This is a genomic window from Streptomyces sp. NBC_01381 (assembly GCF_026340305.1).
In the GTDB taxonomy this organism is placed as follows: Bacteria; Actinomycetota; Actinomycetes; order Streptomycetales; family Streptomycetaceae; genus Streptomyces.
In genome coordinates, this window is the sequence record NZ_JAPEPI010000004.1 from 344,150 (window position 1) to 359,298 (window position 15,149).

The window sequence follows — 15,149 nt, forward strand, 5'->3', positions numbered from 1 at the left end:
CCGCGCCGCGCCTCAGCGGTGTGCGTCGAGCACCTGCCGCAGGGTCTTCGCGAAGGGCTCCGGGGCGCCCTGCTGGCCGAACTCGCCGCCCAGGAAGCCGCCGTGGTGGCTGGGGAACATCGCGAGCTCGCTGTCGAGACCCGCGGCGATCCGGGCCGCGGCGCGGGCGGCCAACTCGCCGGCGGACTCCTGCCCGGCCGCGATGACGATCTTCGTGGACGCTGCGCGCAGAGCGGTGAAGTCGGGCTCGAATCCGGTGCAGCCGATCATGTTCTGGCCGAGCAGCGGGTCGTCGCGCGAACCGTCGTCCTCCACGGGAAGCCCGAAGTCGGCGGGCGAGGGCGCCGGTTCGTCCGCCCAGGTGTCCGGGAACGGCCCCTTCCGGCTCGTCACCGCGAGGAACTTCGCCATCGCGGGACCCATCCCGTCGCGCAGGTAAGTGGCGTGGATGTCCGCGCAGACGGCGAGCGCCGCCTCCCGGTCCGGGAGCACCTGCGCCGACGGCGGCTCGTGCGCGACCAGGGTGTGCACGAGGTGCCCGTGCCGCGCCACCAGAGCCAGCGCGTTCACGGCACCGCCACTGCTCGCGAACAGGTCCACGGCCCCCACGCCGAGCGCCTCGATCACCCGCCGGAGATCATCGGCGTGCTCATCGGGTCGGGTCTCCGTCGCACCGTCGGTGCGCGGGCTGCGGCCCGTACCCCGCGGGTCGTACGTGACGACGGTCCGGTCGGTGAAGTGCGAGGCCAGCGTGGTGAACCCGGTGGCGTCCATGGGCGAGCCGATCAGGAACAGCACACGGTCACCGGTCGCGTCGCCGCCGATCACACCGCCGTGAATGTCGTAGGTCAGCGTGGCCCCGGTCGCGGCCAGTGTGTGCGTTGTTGTCTCGGGCATGGGGTTCTCCTGAAGTCGTCGCGTTCTCAGGAAGTAAGACCGTCGGGACCGCCGGAACTCATCGCTCAGGCCGACGCCGGCGTTCTCTCAGGCGCCGCCATCGGCGAAGGCGCCCTTGCCGGCGAAGGCCAGATCGGCGAAGCGCTCGCCGATGCGGCGGTGGGTGGCCGCGTCCGGGTGGAGTGCGTCGGGGAGCGGCAGTTCGGCGAAGTCCGCATCGCCGTAGAGGTCGCGGCCGTCGAGGTGGTGGATGTTCGGGTCGTCGGCCGCCCGCTGTGCCACGATCCGGGCCAGCTCGTCCCGGATGACGGTCAGCGTCAGCTTTCCGTTCGCCGTCTCCGCCGGATCGCCCGTGGCCATGAACCGCAGCTGCCCGGTGCTCAGCGCGCTGAAGTCCGGCGCGCACGGGCCGGGCGTGTCCTCGTGGATGGGGCACAGGATGGGCGAGACGACAAGGAGCGGTGCGGTGGGGTGGCCCTCACGGATGGTGTCGAGGAAACCGTGGACCGCGGGCGTGAAGGCGCGCAGCCGCATCAGATCTGTGTTGACCACATTGATGCCGATCTTGACGCTGATCAGGTCGGCGGGGGTGTCCCGCAAGGTGCGGGCGGTGAACGGGTCGAGCAGTGCGCTGCCGCCGAACCCCAGGTTGATCAGTTCGGCACCGCCGAGCGAGGCGGCAAGCGCGGGCCACGTGGTGGTGGGGCTCGCGGCGTCGGAGCCGTGGCTGATCGAACTGCCGTGGTGCAGCCACACCCGCCGGTCCGGGTCCTGCGCGGGCTCGACGGGGGCATTCGTGCGCAGGGCGACGAGTTCGGTGGTCTCGTTGTGCGGCAGCCAGATCTCGACGTCCTTCATGCCATCGAGCAGATCCGCGAAGCGGAGGGTGCCGGGCGCGCCGGGCCGCAGCTCGGCGGTCCCCGCGGTCATGTCGATGACCAGCGTGTTGCCGCCAGCCACACTGGCCTGACGGGTCAGCCTGCCGTCGACGAGCAGGTCGTACACACCGTCAGGGCGGGGCGGCGCGCCCACGTAGACCCGCTTGGTGGGCAGGACTTCGAGCTCGACGGCGGTGGCGCGGGTACGGAACACCAGGCGTACGCCCGACGGTTGGGCCTCGGCCATGGCGAGCTGCCCGTCGGCGTACTGGGCGCGGGCCCAGGCGGGCAGCCGGTGCGGCAGCACACCGTGCTCGGTGTGCTCCACATCGAGGGCGCCGCGCAGGAGTTCCGCGGTGACGGGCGTGGTGATCCGGTCCTGGGGGGTGTTCATGGCCTCAACCTGTTGATCAATGGGTCTGGGGTACGGGGATTTCCGGCGCCGGCCAGTTCCGCAGCAGGGCGTCGAGGGCGTCGAGGATCCGGGGCCAGGTCTCCTCCGTGTCGGGGGCGCTGTGGCTGAACCCTCCCGCGAGCTCCAGGCTGACGTAGCCGTGGAAGACGCTGCCGAGGAGGCGGACCGCGTGCGTCTGGTCCGGCTCGGTCAGGTCGTAGCCGCGCAGGATCGCCCGCGTCATCTGCGAGTGCCTGCCGCCCGCGCTTGCGGCGGCCGCCTCCGGGGTGAGCCTCATCTGGCCCGCGGCATAGCGGCCGGGGTGTTCCCGGGCGTAGTCGCGGTAGACGTTCGCCAGAGCCGAGAGCGCGTCCTTGCCGGCCCGTCCGGCCAGCGCGGCGGCGCCCCGGTCGGCGAGTTCCTCAAGGGCGAGCAGGGCGATCCTCGTCTTGAGGTCCTGGGAGTTCTTCACATGCGAGTACAGACTCGCGACCTTGACGTCGAACCGTCTGGCGAGCGCCGAGACGGTCACTTGGTCGAACCCGACCTCGTCGGCCAGCTCCGCACCCGCCTGGGTGAGACGTTCCGCGGTCAGCCCTACGCGCACCATGACGTGCCCCTCTCTTGCCGAAATAGATTATGCAGCTGCCTAATACCTTTAGGCAAATCCACGTACGTATTCGGCAAGGAGGGGCGGCAGGGTCAGCGCACCGTCACATGGGCGACGGGCGAGACGGCGCCCCCGCCCACGATCCGCAGGGCGTTGTGCCCCTTGAGGCCGAGCTTGACGGGCATGCTGTACGTCGCGTCGTACTTGATGTTCACGGTCGCGGCCAGCGACACCCACCGCTTGCCCTGCTTCTCCTGCAGGGTGACGCGGGTCCCCGTCGCCATGTGGCGGCTGACGCCGTTGATGTTGAACTGCTGCCAGGCCCGCACACTGGCCACGCTCGCCTTCGCCGTCAGCGCCGGACGCGGGGCTGCGGCCTCGGCTGCCGGTGCCTGCGGAGCCGTGTCGGACGGCGGCGGGTCACCCGCGTTGGCCGCCACCGCAGGCACTGTCAGGACGGCCACCGCCGCGAGTCCCGCCAACGACGCGTACTTCAACCGATTCACGGTCAACTTCCTGTTCCCATCTCTCTGGTGCGATCCACTGATCCCTGGTGATCCCGTGGTGCGAGGTAGCTCTTCCAGCCGCCTTCGGGGCGTTGCCCCACTTCGAGGCCGCGCAGTCTGTCGAGTACGGCCGGGTCCTGGACGTCGAGCCAGTCGACGAACTGCCGGAAGGAGACGAGGCGTACGTCCTTCTTCCCGGCGATGCGTGTGAGGGCCTGCTCGACGGCGTCCATGTAGATGCCGCCGTTCCACTCCTCGAAGTGGTTGCCGATGAAAAGCGGTGCGCGGTTCGTCTCGTACGCCCGCTGGAAGCCGGCGAGATACGACTCGGTCGCCTGGGTGCGCCAGCCGGGATAGTTGTACGAGGGTGCCCGGGTCGAGTTCTTCGACTGGTTGGCGAGGATGTTGTAGTCCATGGACAGGACTTCGAAGCGGTGGCCGGGGAACGGGATCTGCTGGAGCGGCAGATCCCACATGCCCAGGCGCTTGCCCGGCCAGCGCTGCAGTCCGCCGGGCGACGACGCGTCGTAGCGCCAGCCCAGGTCGCGGGCGACGGGAAGGAGATTGCCGCGGCCGAGGAGGCAGGGTGTGCGGCCGCCGATGAGTTCCTTGTCGTAGTCGAAAGGCAGCGACGGCAGATCGGTCCAGCCGGTATTCGTACGCCATTCCTTGACGAAGGACTTGGCCTGGTCGATCTCGTCCTGCCATTGCGCGGGCGTCCAGTTGGCGACCGAGCCGGTGCCGGCGCAGAAGTGCCCATTGAAGTGCGTGCCGATCTCATGGCCCTCTAGCCAGGCCTGGCGCACGTACTTGAGAGTCTCCTTGATATGGCCGTCGGTGAGATAGCCGATGTCGGATGCGCCCACGGAGTTGTTCGGCGGCCGGTACAGACGCTTCTTCGATTCGGGCAGCAGATACAGCCCGGAAAGGAAGAACGTCATCCGCGCGTCATGTTCCTCGGCCAGCTTCAGAAAGCGCGGGAAGAGACCGTTGCCGACCTCGCCCGCACCGTCCCACGAGAAGATCACGAACTGCGGGGGCGTCTGGCCCGGCTCCAGCGGAACGGGCTTGGCGGGCTGCCGGGGCTGCTGCCCCGTAAAGGCCGTCGAACCATCCCCGATCGGCTTGATCGACGGCCGCCCGCGCTGCGCGCCGTGCCGACCGCCGCCGGTAGGGCTCTTGCCGGGTCCTGACGGTGACGGGGAGACCGAAGCCCTGGACTCCTTCGCACCGCACCCCGCAAGACCCACGCCCGCCGTCACGGCAAGTCCCAGACCCAGCGCGCGCCTTCGGTCGAACGCCCGCATACTCTCGCTCCGTCCACTCGCCGACCGGTCCTACTATCTGTAGACCGCACGAAAGCGAATGAATCAGGGCAATCCATCACTTTCCCGGGATTTGACCCAGGAGGGTGACCGCCAGGGGGAGCGGCCGGCGTGGAACGAAGGGGCTGTCCCGTCCGGGAAGTGATGGCGCGTGAGAAAGCGATGACCCGTCAGGGGGCGGTGATCGGAGGGTCGCTGCCGCTCGGTCGCGTCGGACCGTGCTCGATCTCGGAGATGAGTTCCTGGACCGGGACCGCGCCGAGCGGTCCGGCGACGGCGGTGACACCGGCCAGCGCCTTGTGCGCGCGGCGCCAGGCGCTGCTGCGGCGGCCCCGGAGATGCTCGACGAGGGCATGGGCGTACTGCGTCAGGGAGCGTGTCCACACGTCGTGCCGGGTCTGCGTACCGGCAGACGCGCGGCGGACGCTGCGCAACGCGTCGGCCGGGCGGACCCGCGCCTGCGCCACGGCGAGCTCGGCCCAGCTGACCGCGGCCGGAGGGCCGTGCTGGCTAAAAGCGGGGATGGTGTGGGCGGCCTCCCGCAGATGCTCGATGGCCCGCTCGGTCTCGCCGTTGCGCAGCGCGAGCACGCCGTGGGCGTGGGCGACGCGGCCGACGGTGGCGTCGTCTCCCGCGAGGACGGCCAACCGCCAGGCCTGGCCGAGGAGTTCCTCCGCCTCCGGGCCGCCGGTGCACGCCGAAAGCCACCCGGCGAGCCATAGCGCCTGCCCGCAGACGAGGGTGTCGGCACGGCCGAGGGGCAGCAGCTGCCGCAGATGCTCTCGCCCTTCGGCGGCGTGACCGCACACCGCCCACCAGAACCACAGGTCCACGGCCATGCCGAGGGCGACCGCGCTCTGGTCGGCGCTGTACGGGCCCCGGGCGAGCGCGACGCGCAGGTTCGGCTCCTCGTCGCGGATCAGCAGGGTCGCCTGCTCGTGCCGCCCGGTGCTCCACAGGTGGTGGGCGGTCTGCGCGATGCCGCTGTACCAGTTCAGGTGCCGGGTGCCCGCCGCTGCCGACTCGCCCACGGACTGGAGGCGTTCGGCACCGAACCCGCGGGCCGCCGCCGGCAGCCGGTAGCGGGGCTGCAGCACCCCGCCGGGATCGCGCACCGGCTCGAGCACCGACGCCAGGACGAGGCGCGCCAGGCAGGATGCCACCCGCGCCGGGGGCAGGCCGCCGCCCGCGCACACGAACACGGCGGCGTCCTCGTCGAACTCGCCCGCGAACACGCTCAGCCGCGCCCACACGGAACGCTCGGCCCGCCCGCACAACGCGTAACTCGCGCCGACGGCGGCCCGCAGGGACCGGTGCCGCCGCAGCGGCGCCTCCGGCATGCCGAGCCAGCCTTGCGTGGGCCGCAGCATGCGGGCCAACTGGGCGGGCGAATGGTGCTCGGTCTGCGCCGCCGCCAGTTCGACGGCCAGCGGCACGCCCTCCAGCTGCGTACAGATGTCGCTCACGGCGGGCAGCTCGGCCGCTTCCCCCGCCGTTCCCCGGACATCACGCGATCGCTGCATGAACAGCCTCACCGCAGGCCCCGGTTCCTCCTCCGTGCCCGGCAGGGTGACCTGGAGCGGGCCGAGGTGCAGGACCAACTCCGGGCCCAGGCCCAGTGGTTGACGCCCGGCGGCGAGGACCCGTACCCCCGGCGCGCACAGCAGCAGGGACTGCACCAGACGTACGCACTCGTCGCGTACCGGATCGAAATCGTCGAGGACGACAAGGACCCGGCGCGAGCGAAGACGGGCGAACAGCTCACGCTCCCCGGAGTCATCGCCCTGCCGGCCCCCGACTTCGAGCCCGTCGCCGTCCCTGTCTCGGTCGCCGTCGCCGTCGGCCGTCTCCCCGTCCATCGCCTCGACCACCGCGCGCGCCACGCTCCGCCCCCGCGGGCCGGCCCCGTCCCACCACCGCACGACGACCACGCCGTCGGTCAGCTGGCCGCCCGTCGCCGCGGCGGCGTGCGCGGCGAGGCTGCTCTTGCCGACCCCGGGTCCGCCCACCACCGTCACCAGCCTGCTCTGGGCCAGCAGACGGCGGAGCCTGGCCAGCTCCTCCGCGCGGCCCACAAGTCCGCCCCCGTGAAGACGCACGCGCCCTGTCCTCCTCGTCACGCTCGGGCCCTTCCACGCCGCGAGCCCTGTCGCCCGCCCCATGCCGGACTCGCCCTGCAGAATCGTCACTGCACCGAGTTCGACAGATCCTCTAACTCCGTGCCCCGATCTGAGTTACGGGCCGACTGTCCGCCCCGGTCAGGCGAATCACCCATCCCGTGCGTCCTGTTCTGATGTGACCAAGGACATGACGAAGGCAGTGACCGAGAGCGGGCCGGGGAACGAGCCGGGGAACGAGCCGGAGAAGCCGGCACCGGAGCGGCTGTCCGCCGCGGAGACCTGGCGCGCGCTGTACGGCTACTTCCGCCCGCACCGCGCGGTCGTCGCGCTCGGCGCCCTGTGCACGCTGATCGGCGCCGCGACCGGCCTCGCCCAGCCGCTCGCCGCGAAGGCGCTGGTGGACCGGCTCGGCGGCGACGAGTCGATCGCGGGGATCCTCGTGGTCCTCACCGCCCTCGTGGTCCTCGGCACGGCGATCGAGTCCATAGGCGCGTACGTCCTTGAACGCACCGCCGAGTCCGTGGTGCTCGCGGCCCGGCGCACCCTCATCGGGCGGCTGCTGCGGCTGCGCCTGCCCGAGGTGGAGCGGACCCAGCCGGGCGACCTGATGTCCCGGATCACCTCGGACACGACGCTGCTGCGCGCGGTCACCACGCAGTCCGTGGTGTCGGCGGTCGCGGGCGGACTCAGCTTCATCGCCACCATCGTGATGATGGGGCTGATGGACGCCGTCCTGCTCGGCGTCACGCTCGGCGTGATCGTGCTGATCGGCGGCGCGATGACGCTGGTGATGCCCAAGATCGCGCGGTCGACCGAGCGCGCCCAGGAGGCGGTCGGCACGATCTCGACGGCCCTTGAGCGGGCGTTCGGCGCGTTCCGCACCCTCAAGGCATCGGGCGCCGAGCAGCGGGAGACCGAAGTGGTGCAGGCGGCCGCGGAGGATGCCTGGCGCCACGGGGTGCGGTCGGCCAAGTGGCAGGCGGTGGCGTGGAGTTCGGTCGGGCTCGCGGTGCAGGTGTCGTTCCTCGCGGTGCTCGGCATCGGCGGCGCGCGGGTCGCGTCCGGCGCGATCTCGATCTCGACGCTCGTCGCCTTCCTGCTGTTCCTCTTCTATCTGATCGACCCCGTATCCCGGCTCGTCGAGGGTGCCACGCAGTACCAGGTCGGCTCGGCGGCCATCGCCCGCATCGTGCGGGCCGAGCGCCTGGAGACGGAGGACGTCACCGGGCCCGTGGACGGACCCGGCCAGGAGGGTCCCGCCTCGGTCGCCTTCGAGGACGTGACCTTCCGCTACCGGGAGGGCCTTCCGTACGTCCATCACGGCGTGAGCTTCGAGATCCCGGGCCCCGGCATGACCGCGTTCGTCGGCCCCTCGGGCGCGGGCAAGACCACGGTCTTCGGCCTCATCGAGCGGTTCTACGAGGCGACCGGCGGCCGTGTCCTGGTCGACGGCCGTGACGTACGGGAGTGGCCGCTGGCCGAACTGCGCGCCGCCATCGGATACGTGGAGCAGGACGCGCCCGTCCTGGCGGGCACCCTGCGCGAGAACCTGCTCTTCGGGGCGCCGGACGCGACCGCTACGGAGATCCAGGACGCTCTCGTACGCGCCCGGCTCGACACCCTGGTGGAGCGGCTGCCCGACGGCCTGGACACCCTGGTCGGCCACCGCGGCTCACAGCTCTCCGGCGGTGAACGCCAGCGGGTGGCGATCGCCAGGGCGATGCTGCGCAAGCCGCGCCTGCTGCTCCTGGACGAGGCGACCTCGCAGCTCGACGCGGTCAACGAACTGGCGCTGCGCGATGTCGTGGCCGAGGTGGCGCGGGAGGTGACGGTCCTCGTGGTGGCGCACCGGCTCTCCACGGTGACGCTGGCCGACCGCATCGTGGTGATGGACGCCGGGAAAGTGCGTGCGTCCGGTACCCACGCGGAGTTGGTGGCGGCGGATCCGCTGTACGGGGAGCTGGCGGCGACCCAGTTCTTGGCGGCGTCGGCGTGAACGGCCGCCGCCCGGCTGCCGGTTGGGGCATTCGAGTGCTGGATCCGCACGTGCCGGCCGGGATTGGATGGCGGGCATGAGCAACGTACGCAGAAGAGCGGAAATGTTCGTCGAGGCCGAGCGGGACGGGCGGTTGAGCGCCCGTACCACCGGGGACGAGCGGGAGATGCTCGCCGACTTTCTGACCGCGCAGCGCACGACACTGGAGATGAAGTGCGCGGGCCTCCAGCGCGAGTTGTCCCGGCGGTCGGTCGCGCCGTCCACGCTGTCGCTCCTCGGCATCGTCCGGCATCTGGCCGAGGTGGAGCGCCGCTGGTTCCGGTGCGTCCTCGCGGGCGAGGACGCACCGCCGCTGTTCGTCTCGGCCGACCGCCCCGACCACGACTTCGAGGGCGCGGTGCCCGACCCCGCGGTGATCGCCGAGGCCTGGGAGGCCTGGCGCGCGGAGGTGGAGTTCGCCGACCGCTTCGTCGCCGGTGCGCCGGATCTGGACGTCGAGGGGGAGGACGGCTGGAAGGGGAAGGTGTCGCTGCGCTGGGTGCTGATCCACATGGTGGAGGAGTACGCGCGGCACAACGGCCACGCCGACCTGCTGCGGGAGCGGATCGACGGGGCGATCGGCGTGTGAGCGCGCAACGGAGCGTGCACGGGACGCTCAAGGAGCCGTTCCCGGCGTGACGTCGAGGACGGCCTTGCCGGAGATCCGCCGGTCGAGCAGCGCCCGCGCGGCCTCCGGGACACGCTCCCAAGGGCCGCGCCAGTCGACCTCCGGGGAGAGCCGGCCCGCCGCGGTGAACGCGAGCAGCGTGGCGAGGTCGGGCCCCACCTCGTGGACGTCTCCGAACGTACTCATGGTCTTCGGAGCGCCGATGTGGAAGAGCGAGTAGGGGGCGAAGACGGCGGGTTCGTCGGAGGCCCAGCCGATGTTCTGCACGCCTCCGCCGGGGGCCAGAAGCTCCCAGGCGGCGGCGAGTTGGGGCCCGCCCACGGTGTCGAGGACGAGATCGACGGGGGCGTCGATCCCCTCCAGGCCGACCACCACCTCGTGGGCGCCGAGTTCGGCGAGCCCCTTGTCGCGCTCCGGCGAGCCGACGGAGGCGATGACGTGCGCACCGCCCAGCGCGGCCAGCTGCACGGCGTAGCGGCCCACGCCTCCTGCCGCCCCGGTGATCAGCACCCGGTGGCCGAGGATGGGCCGGGAGCGCAGTGTCCGCAGGGCCGTGATGCCCGCCATCGGCAGCGCAGCGGCATCGGCGAGGTCGACCCCGGCGGGCACTTCGGCCACCGCGGTGGTGTCCACGGCCATGCGCTGCGCCCACGCGCCCGGGCCGAAGGCGGCGACGCGGCTGCCGACGCCAGGTCCGGTGCCGTCGGCGGCGGCACGTGCGACGATCCCGGCGGCGTCGTAGCCGTGCACGGTCCCGGGCGGCCGCTGCCCGGCGAAGGCGACCTCGCCGCGGTTGAGGGAGATGTGCCGTACGTCGAGCACCAACTGGCCTGCGGCGGGCCGGGGTTCGGGGGCTTCGCCCAGGCGCAGGGAAGCGGGGGCGGCGGGGTCGACGACGAGCGCGCGCATGTCCATTCAGTACTCCTCGGGGCAGGGCAGGGCAGGGCAGGACGGACTCCACCCATACGGACTGCTGGTCCGCTTGGGTCGGGGTAATCTATCCGGACCAACAGCCCGCTTTCAATGAGGAGTTGACGTCATGGCCGAGGAGCGGCGCGCCGCGGGACCGGCGGGCAGCGACCGCGCGGAGCGGGCCGACGCGGCCCGCAACCGTGCCGCGGTCCTGCGCGCCACCGAGCGCCTGCTGGCCGAGGGCGACGGTGCACGCGTGTCGCTGGACCGGGTCGCCGCCCTGGCCGGAGTCGGCAAGGGCACGGTCTTCCGCCGCTTCGGCAGTCGCGCGGGGCTGCTCCAGGCGCTCCTCGAAGAACGCTCGCGCGAGCTGCGCGATGCCGTCTCTCACGGACCCCCGCCGCTGGGTCCCGGCGCACCTGCCGGGCGGCGCCTGCACGCCTTCCTCGACGGCCTCGGCGCGATCGCCGAAACCAACGCCATCCTGTTCTCCGCCCATGAACAGGCATGCGCCGATGACAAGTACAGCGACCCCAGCTTCCGCTTCTGGCACGAGCACCTCGGCTCCCTGCTCGCAGCCGAACGCCCCGACCTGGATGCCGATTTCCTCGCCCACGGCCTGCTGGCCCTCTTCGACGGAGCACTGATCCGCCACGTGACCCCACCCGACGACCCGCGCTACTTCACCCGCTCCGTCCAGCAGATGGCGACGGCCCTCCTCGCCCGCCCGGCAGGACGCCCGTGACCGCCCTCGGCGACCTCGTACGCCCGGAGCGATACCCGCGCTCTTCCCGCTACGACCCTGCCTGGCTGCTCGGCCTCGACATGGGCCCGAACCCGCTGTGGCTCCTGGAGAACCTGGCACGGGATCTCGATCTGCGCCCCGGAATGCGGGTGCTCGACCTCGGCTCGGGCAAGGGGGCGACATCGGTGTTCCTGGCCCGCGAGTACGGCGTACAGGTCGTCGCGGCCGACTGGTGGATCGGCGCCGAAGAGGCAGCGGCCGTCTTCGCCGATGCCGGTGTCGGCGACCGGGTGGAGGCCGTGCACGCGGAGGCGCACGCCCTGCCGTTCGCCGAGGAGAGCTTCGACGCGGTCGTGAGCGTCGACGCCTTCGAGTACTTCGGTACGGCCGACGGCTACCTGCCCTACCTGCTGCGCTTCCTGCGTCCTGGCGGCCAGTTGGGCATGGCGACCCCCGCGATGACCCGGGAGGTCCGCGAACTCGGCGCGATCCCGCCGCACATCAAGGAACTCGTCGGCTGGGAGGCCCTGGCCTGGCACACGGCCGACTGGTGGCGCTTCCAGTGGGCGATCACCGAACTCGTCACCGTCACCTCGGCGCGACTCCAGCAGGACGGCTGGCAGGACTGGCTCCTGTGGACCCGCGCCTGCGCCGAGCACCTGCCCGACGGAGAGTCAGCCAACCGGCCCGTGATCGACATGCTCACGGCCGACGGCGGGGAGTTCCTCACCTTCGCGCTGGTGACCGCGCGCAAGAACGGGCGCGTCCTGGGGGAGGGTCCGGTCCAGGTGAGCGACGGCTGATTCCGCAAGGGCGCGGACCGCCGGGTGCCAGGGGCGGGCGTGCGGCCCGGTCAGTGCGAGACGCCGCGAGACATGCGGCCGCAGCGGCAGCAGGACCAGATCGGCGGGGATCAGCGAGCGCGAGACCTCGGACAGGACCGTCATGCCGAGCCCGGCCTGCACCATGCTGATCAGCGTGGCCAGGTCCCGCACGCGGTGGGCGGGGGCGAAGTCGAGCCCCGCAAGCTCATGGATCGTACGGATACGGACTTCGCAGCCGTTGGGGGAGATGAGGAACGGATCGTCCTCCAGATCGCGGATGTCGACGGCAGGCTCGCCGGCCAGCGGATGGTCGCGCGGCAGCAGGGCGCGGTAGCCGTCCGTGGCGAGCGGGATGCCGGTGCCGGGCGGCGGGTCGATCACGATGCCGGCGTCGGCCGCTCCGCTCTCCAGCCAGGCCGCCACTTCGGCGCTGTCGCCCTCGAAGGCCCGCACGGTGAGCTGCGGCAGGTCTTGCCGCCAGTGCCGCAGCAGGCCGGGAACAAGCCCCTGGCAGACGGTCGGTGTGGCGGCGAGCCGCACGGTGCCGGTCAGGGTCCGCGAGGCATCGGCCGCGATCCGTTCCACCGACCGGGCCGCCGACAGTGCGCCGCGTGCGTGCGGCAGGATCCGCTCGCCGAGCGCGGTGGCCCGTACGGGCGTGGCGCGGACCAGCAGCGGGGCGGCCAACTCGCGTTCCAAGGAGGCGACGGCGTGCGACACGGCGGACTGGCTCATGCCCAGTTCGTCGGCGGCCGCGCTGAAGCCGCCCGCGTCGACGACGGCGAGGAAGGCCCTCAGCTGGGGGATGTTCACGGTCATGCGTGCGCCTCATATGCCTATGAAACCTATGCGTTGGATCCATCGTGCCAGGCCCGCGAGGCTTGCTCCGCGCCGCCGAAGCCGGCGGAACGCCGAGCACTCTCAAGGAGAGCCATGCCGTACTTCCGGGTCACCGTCACCGACCCCGACCTGCCCACCGGCGTCCAGAGCGCCATCGCCGAAGGGCTGACCCGCCTCGCCGTCACCGCACTGGGCAAGTCGAGCGCGCGGACCGTCGTCCACATCAACCTGGTCCCGGGAGCTGCCTACTTCATCGACGGCAGGCCCCTGGCCGGCGTGCGCGACGCGCACGTGGAGGGCAGCATCACCACGGGCACGAACAGCGGCGCCCAGAAGGCTGCCTTCATCGCCGAGGCCGGTGCACTCCTGTCGGAGCTGCTCGGCCCGCTGCCCCGGGGCGGGGTCGCCCTGCACGAACTGCACCCGGAGAGCTACGGATACGACGGAGTGACCCAGTTCGACTTCTACCGTCGGGACGCCCGCTGATGGGCGGCTTCAGGTCGTGAGGCGTACCAGCGTCTCCTGAAAGGGGACGGCCTGTTCGGAGGGCCGGTTGTGGGGGAACTTGGCGAGCAGGACGGCCATGCCGCACGTGTTGGTGAGGCCGGAGAAGACGAGCCCCGCGGCCACGGCTCCGGACAGCCAGTGCGCGGGCGGCCAGGCGAGGCCCGCCAGGAAGCCGAGCAGGACCAGTGATCCTGCGGCAAGGCGGACCTGCCGGTCCATCGGCCAGGTGGTGCGGGCCCCGGCAGGACGCTCCACCGGATGGCCGTCCGCGGCCCAGGCGCCGGTCCCGCCCGCCAGGGTGGCCGCTTCGACGCCGAGGTCGGCAAGACGGGCGCAGCCCTTGGCGGAGCGGGCGCCGGAGGCGCAGACGACGAGAAGGGGAGTACGCGCCGACGCCGCCCGCAGTGCGTCGGCGGCCTCGTCCAGGCGGTCGAGCGGGACGTTGTGGGCGCCGGGCAGATGGCCGCCCGCGTACTCGCCGGGGGTGCGGACGTCGATGACGGTGAACTCACCGAAACGCGCCGTGGCCTGGCCTGGCGTGAGAGTGCTGGGGTTGCTCACGGAACAATGCCTTTCGAAGATTGGTTCCCCCCTCCAGGTAGAATACCCGTGGGGGTATGCGGAGGAGGACGTGTGGAACTCGACATGAGCGCCGACGAGCTGAAGTCGGCGCTGAACCGCCTGCGGCGGGCCCAGGGCCAGCTCGCGGGAGTGATCAGGATGATCGAGGAGGGCCGGGACTGCGAGGACGTCGTCACGCAGCTGGCCGCCGTGTCCCGGGCCCTGGACCGGGCCGGGTTCTCGATCATCGCGACGGGGCTGCAGCAGTGCATGACCAGCGAGGATCCCGAGATGCGGGACTCCGCGCAGATGCGGGCCCGCCTTGAGAAGCTCTTCCTGTCGCTGGCCTGAGACCCGCCGTCCCCGACCGGCGTCGGGGCAGTGCACTGTTGTGGCGCGTCACAGCAGTACGCCGATTCCCATCGCCGCGGCGACGACCAGGAGCAGGCTGCCGAAGACGCGCTGCAGGGTGCCGGGGGAGACCTTCGTACTCAACCGCCTGCCGTCCCAGGCGCCCAGGACCGCCGTCGCGATGAACGGCATGATCAGCGCCCAGTCGAGGGCGACGGCGGTGGTCGCGCGGGCGGCGAGGGCCACAAGGGCGTTGGCGATGATGACCAGCAGGCTGGTGCCCACGGCCGCACTCATCGGTACGGCGAGCGCGGCCACCAGGGCGGGCACGGCGAGGAATCCACCGCCGACCCCGAGGAACCCGGTCACCGCCCCGAGCCCGGCGCCCGCTCCCGCGGCGCGGGGCACCGACACCGTCCCGCCCTCCTGCGATGACCTGCGGCGCAGCATGCGCAGCGCGGCGAGCACCGCGAGGCCGGAGAAGGCCAGGGTGAGCGCGGTGGCGGGGATGCGCGCGGACAGGACGCCCGCCGCGGCGGCGGGCAGCAGCCCGGCCGCGGCGAACACGAGCCCGGCCCGCCAGCGCACCGCTCCCGCCCGTGCATGGGCCACCAGCGCGGCGAGCGAGGTGACGATCACGATGACCAGGCTCGCCGTGGTGGCCTCGGCCGGACTGAAGCCGAGGAGGTAGATCAGGGCCGGGACGGTCAGGATGCTGCCGCCGGCCCCGAGCGCTCCCAGGGCGAGACCGACCAGTGCGCCGGCGATCAGGGCGAGTATCGGCGCGGTCATATGACGGTGCCCGCCGCCCCGCGCGCGTCGTGTCCGCCGGGTCCGCGCCCGGCTTCGTAACTGCCGGGTCCGTGCCCGACCTCGTACGCCTCATGGGCATGGGGCAGCGTCCTCGTACACGTCCGCGTCGGGCGGTGCGCCCGTACGGAGGGAGCGCGGCCGGGGCCGCGTGGGGAGATGGGCATCGTCGTGTTCCTCGGTAGCTCCTCGCGGGCCGGGCCGGG

General features: G+C 72.0%; 16 protein-coding genes and 1 pseudogene. 6 read left to right on the forward strand and 11 right to left on the reverse strand.

Annotated elements, in window-relative coordinates; translation table 11 throughout:
* Positions 1-12: 12 nt before the first annotated feature.
* The 6 genes from OG453_RS42840 to OG453_RS42865 form a co-directional block, all read right to left on the reverse strand.
* Positions 13-897 carry an alpha/beta fold hydrolase gene (locus tag OG453_RS42840; protein ID WP_266874214.1) on the reverse strand — a complete coding sequence of 295 codons (885 nt, stop codon included), beginning with the start codon at positions 895-897 and terminating at the stop codon, positions 13-15.
* A gap of 87 nt (positions 898-984) precedes the next feature.
* A complete protein-coding gene (locus OG453_RS42845) occupies positions 985-2,169 on the reverse strand; it encodes a GDSL-type esterase/lipase family protein (RefSeq protein WP_266874215.1) in 1,185 nt (394 codons plus the stop codon).
* A 16-nt stretch (positions 2,170-2,185) separates the two neighbouring features.
* Positions 2,186-2,779, reverse strand: coding sequence for a TetR/AcrR family transcriptional regulator (locus OG453_RS42850; protein WP_266874216.1), 594 nt, complete (start codon positions 2,777-2,779; stop codon positions 2,186-2,188).
* A gap of 92 nt (positions 2,780-2,871) precedes the next feature.
* The gene (locus OG453_RS42855) at positions 2,872-3,285 is read right to left on the reverse strand and encodes a hypothetical protein (RefSeq protein ID WP_266874217.1); all 414 of its coding nucleotides are present in this window, start codon (positions 3,283-3,285) and stop codon (positions 2,872-2,874) included.
* Positions 3,286-3,287: 2 nt separating this feature from the next.
* A complete protein-coding gene (locus OG453_RS42860; RefSeq protein ID WP_266874218.1) occupies positions 3,288-4,592 on the reverse strand; it encodes a hypothetical protein in 1,305 nt (434 codons plus the stop codon).
* Between the two features lie 188 nt (positions 4,593-4,780).
* Positions 4,781-6,709 (reverse strand): AAA family ATPase, encoded by a 1,929-nt coding sequence (locus tag OG453_RS42865; RefSeq protein WP_266874219.1) that lies wholly within the window; start codon positions 6,707-6,709, stop codon positions 4,781-4,783.
* A gap of 208 nt (positions 6,710-6,917) precedes the next feature.
* Here OG453_RS42865 and OG453_RS42870 point away from each other — a divergent pair, with 208 nt between their 5' ends.
* Both OG453_RS42870 and OG453_RS42875 read left to right on the forward strand, forming a co-directional pair.
* Positions 6,918-8,726, forward strand: coding sequence for an ABC transporter ATP-binding protein (locus tag OG453_RS42870; protein WP_266874221.1), 1,809 nt, complete (start codon positions 6,918-6,920; stop codon positions 8,724-8,726).
* A gap of 76 nt (positions 8,727-8,802) precedes the next feature.
* Positions 8,803-9,354, forward strand: a complete 552-nt coding sequence (locus OG453_RS42875; RefSeq protein ID WP_266874222.1) for a DinB family protein — start codon at positions 8,803-8,805, stop codon at positions 9,352-9,354.
* Positions 9,355-9,381: 27 nt separating this feature from the next.
* Here the strand turns inward: OG453_RS42875 and OG453_RS42880 are convergent, their stop codons facing one another.
* Positions 9,382-10,302 (reverse strand): zinc-binding dehydrogenase, encoded by a 921-nt coding sequence (locus OG453_RS42880; RefSeq protein WP_266874367.1) that lies wholly within the window; start codon positions 10,300-10,302, stop codon positions 9,382-9,384.
* Between the two features lie 130 nt (positions 10,303-10,432).
* Here OG453_RS42880 and OG453_RS42885 point away from each other — a divergent pair, with 130 nt between their 5' ends.
* Complete coding sequence (locus OG453_RS42885; protein WP_266874223.1) at positions 10,433-11,050, forward strand: TetR/AcrR family transcriptional regulator; 618 nt, start codon at positions 10,433-10,435, stop codon at positions 11,048-11,050.
* Positions 11,047-11,853: a cyclopropane-fatty-acyl-phospholipid synthase family protein gene (locus tag OG453_RS42890; protein WP_266874224.1), complete on the forward strand. Its 807-nt coding sequence runs from the start codon at positions 11,047-11,049 to the stop codon at positions 11,851-11,853. The genes OG453_RS42885 and OG453_RS42890 overlap by 4 nt, the downstream gene beginning before the upstream one ends.
* Before the next feature lie 42 nt (positions 11,854-11,895).
* Here OG453_RS42890 and OG453_RS42895 read toward each other — a convergent pair.
* Positions 11,896-12,693: pseudogene (locus OG453_RS42895) on the reverse strand (LysR family transcriptional regulator); the annotation flags it as partial.
* A gap of 114 nt (positions 12,694-12,807) precedes the next feature.
* Between OG453_RS42895 and OG453_RS42900 the strand changes: the two are divergent.
* Positions 12,808-13,200 carry a hypothetical protein gene (locus OG453_RS42900; protein ID WP_266874225.1) on the forward strand — a complete coding sequence of 131 codons (393 nt, stop codon included), beginning with the start codon at positions 12,808-12,810 and terminating at the stop codon, positions 13,198-13,200.
* A 9-nt stretch (positions 13,201-13,209) separates the two neighbouring features.
* On the opposite strand, the gene OG453_RS42905 is transcribed toward OG453_RS42900, so the two are convergent.
* Positions 13,210-13,782: a rhodanese-like domain-containing protein gene (locus OG453_RS42905; protein ID WP_266874226.1), complete on the reverse strand. Its 573-nt coding sequence runs from the start codon at positions 13,780-13,782 to the stop codon at positions 13,210-13,212.
* 72 nt (positions 13,783-13,854) lie between these two features.
* On the opposite strand from OG453_RS42905, the gene OG453_RS42910 reads away from it, so the two are divergent.
* A complete protein-coding gene (locus OG453_RS42910; protein ID WP_266874227.1) occupies positions 13,855-14,133 on the forward strand; it encodes a metal-sensitive transcriptional regulator in 279 nt (92 codons plus the stop codon).
* A 48-nt stretch (positions 14,134-14,181) separates the two neighbouring features.
* Here OG453_RS42910 and OG453_RS42915 read toward each other — a convergent pair whose 3' ends face one another.
* On the reverse strand, positions 14,182-14,925 hold the full coding sequence (locus OG453_RS42915; RefSeq protein ID WP_266874228.1) for a sulfite exporter TauE/SafE family protein: 744 nt from the start codon (positions 14,923-14,925) through the stop codon (positions 14,182-14,184).
* Positions 14,922-15,110: a hypothetical protein gene (locus OG453_RS42920; protein ID WP_266874229.1), complete on the reverse strand. Its 189-nt coding sequence runs from the start codon at positions 15,108-15,110 to the stop codon at positions 14,922-14,924. Before OG453_RS42920 ends, OG453_RS42915 begins: the two co-directional genes overlap by 4 nt.
* Positions 15,111-15,149: the final 39 nt, after the last annotated feature.

What these genes read in the sequence shown, in the direction of transcription:
- OG453_RS42840 (WP_266874214.1), bottom strand. Translation starts at nt 897, where the DNA reads ATGCCCGAGACAACAACGCACACACTGGCCGCGACCGGGGCCACGCTG.
- OG453_RS42845 (WP_266874215.1), bottom strand. Translation starts at nt 2,169, where the DNA reads ATGAACACCCCCCAGGACCGGATCACCACGCCCGTCACCGCGGAACTC.
- OG453_RS42850 (WP_266874216.1), bottom strand. Translation starts at nt 2,779, where the DNA reads ATGGTGCGCGTAGGGCTGACCGCGGAACGTCTCACCCAGGCGGGTGCG.
- OG453_RS42860 (WP_266874218.1), bottom strand. Translation starts at nt 4,592, where the DNA reads ATGCGGGCGTTCGACCGAAGGCGCGCGCTGGGTCTGGGACTTGCCGTG.
- OG453_RS42870 (WP_266874221.1), top strand. Translation starts at nt 6,918, where the DNA reads ATGACGAAGGCAGTGACCGAGAGCGGGCCGGGGAACGAGCCGGGGAAC.
- OG453_RS42875 (WP_266874222.1), top strand. Translation starts at nt 8,803, where the DNA reads ATGAGCAACGTACGCAGAAGAGCGGAAATGTTCGTCGAGGCCGAGCGG.
- OG453_RS42880 (WP_266874367.1), bottom strand. Translation starts at nt 10,302, where the DNA reads ATGCGCGCGCTCGTCGTCGACCCCGCCGCCCCCGCTTCCCTGCGCCTG.
- OG453_RS42885 (WP_266874223.1), top strand. Translation starts at nt 10,433, where the DNA reads ATGGCCGAGGAGCGGCGCGCCGCGGGACCGGCGGGCAGCGACCGCGCG.
- OG453_RS42900 (WP_266874225.1), top strand. Translation starts at nt 12,808, where the DNA reads ATGCCGTACTTCCGGGTCACCGTCACCGACCCCGACCTGCCCACCGGC.
- OG453_RS42915 (WP_266874228.1), bottom strand. Translation starts at nt 14,925, where the DNA reads ATGACCGCGCCGATACTCGCCCTGATCGCCGGCGCACTGGTCGGTCTC.
- OG453_RS42920 (WP_266874229.1), bottom strand. Translation starts at nt 15,110, where the DNA reads ATGCCCATCTCCCCACGCGGCCCCGGCCGCGCTCCCTCCGTACGGGCG.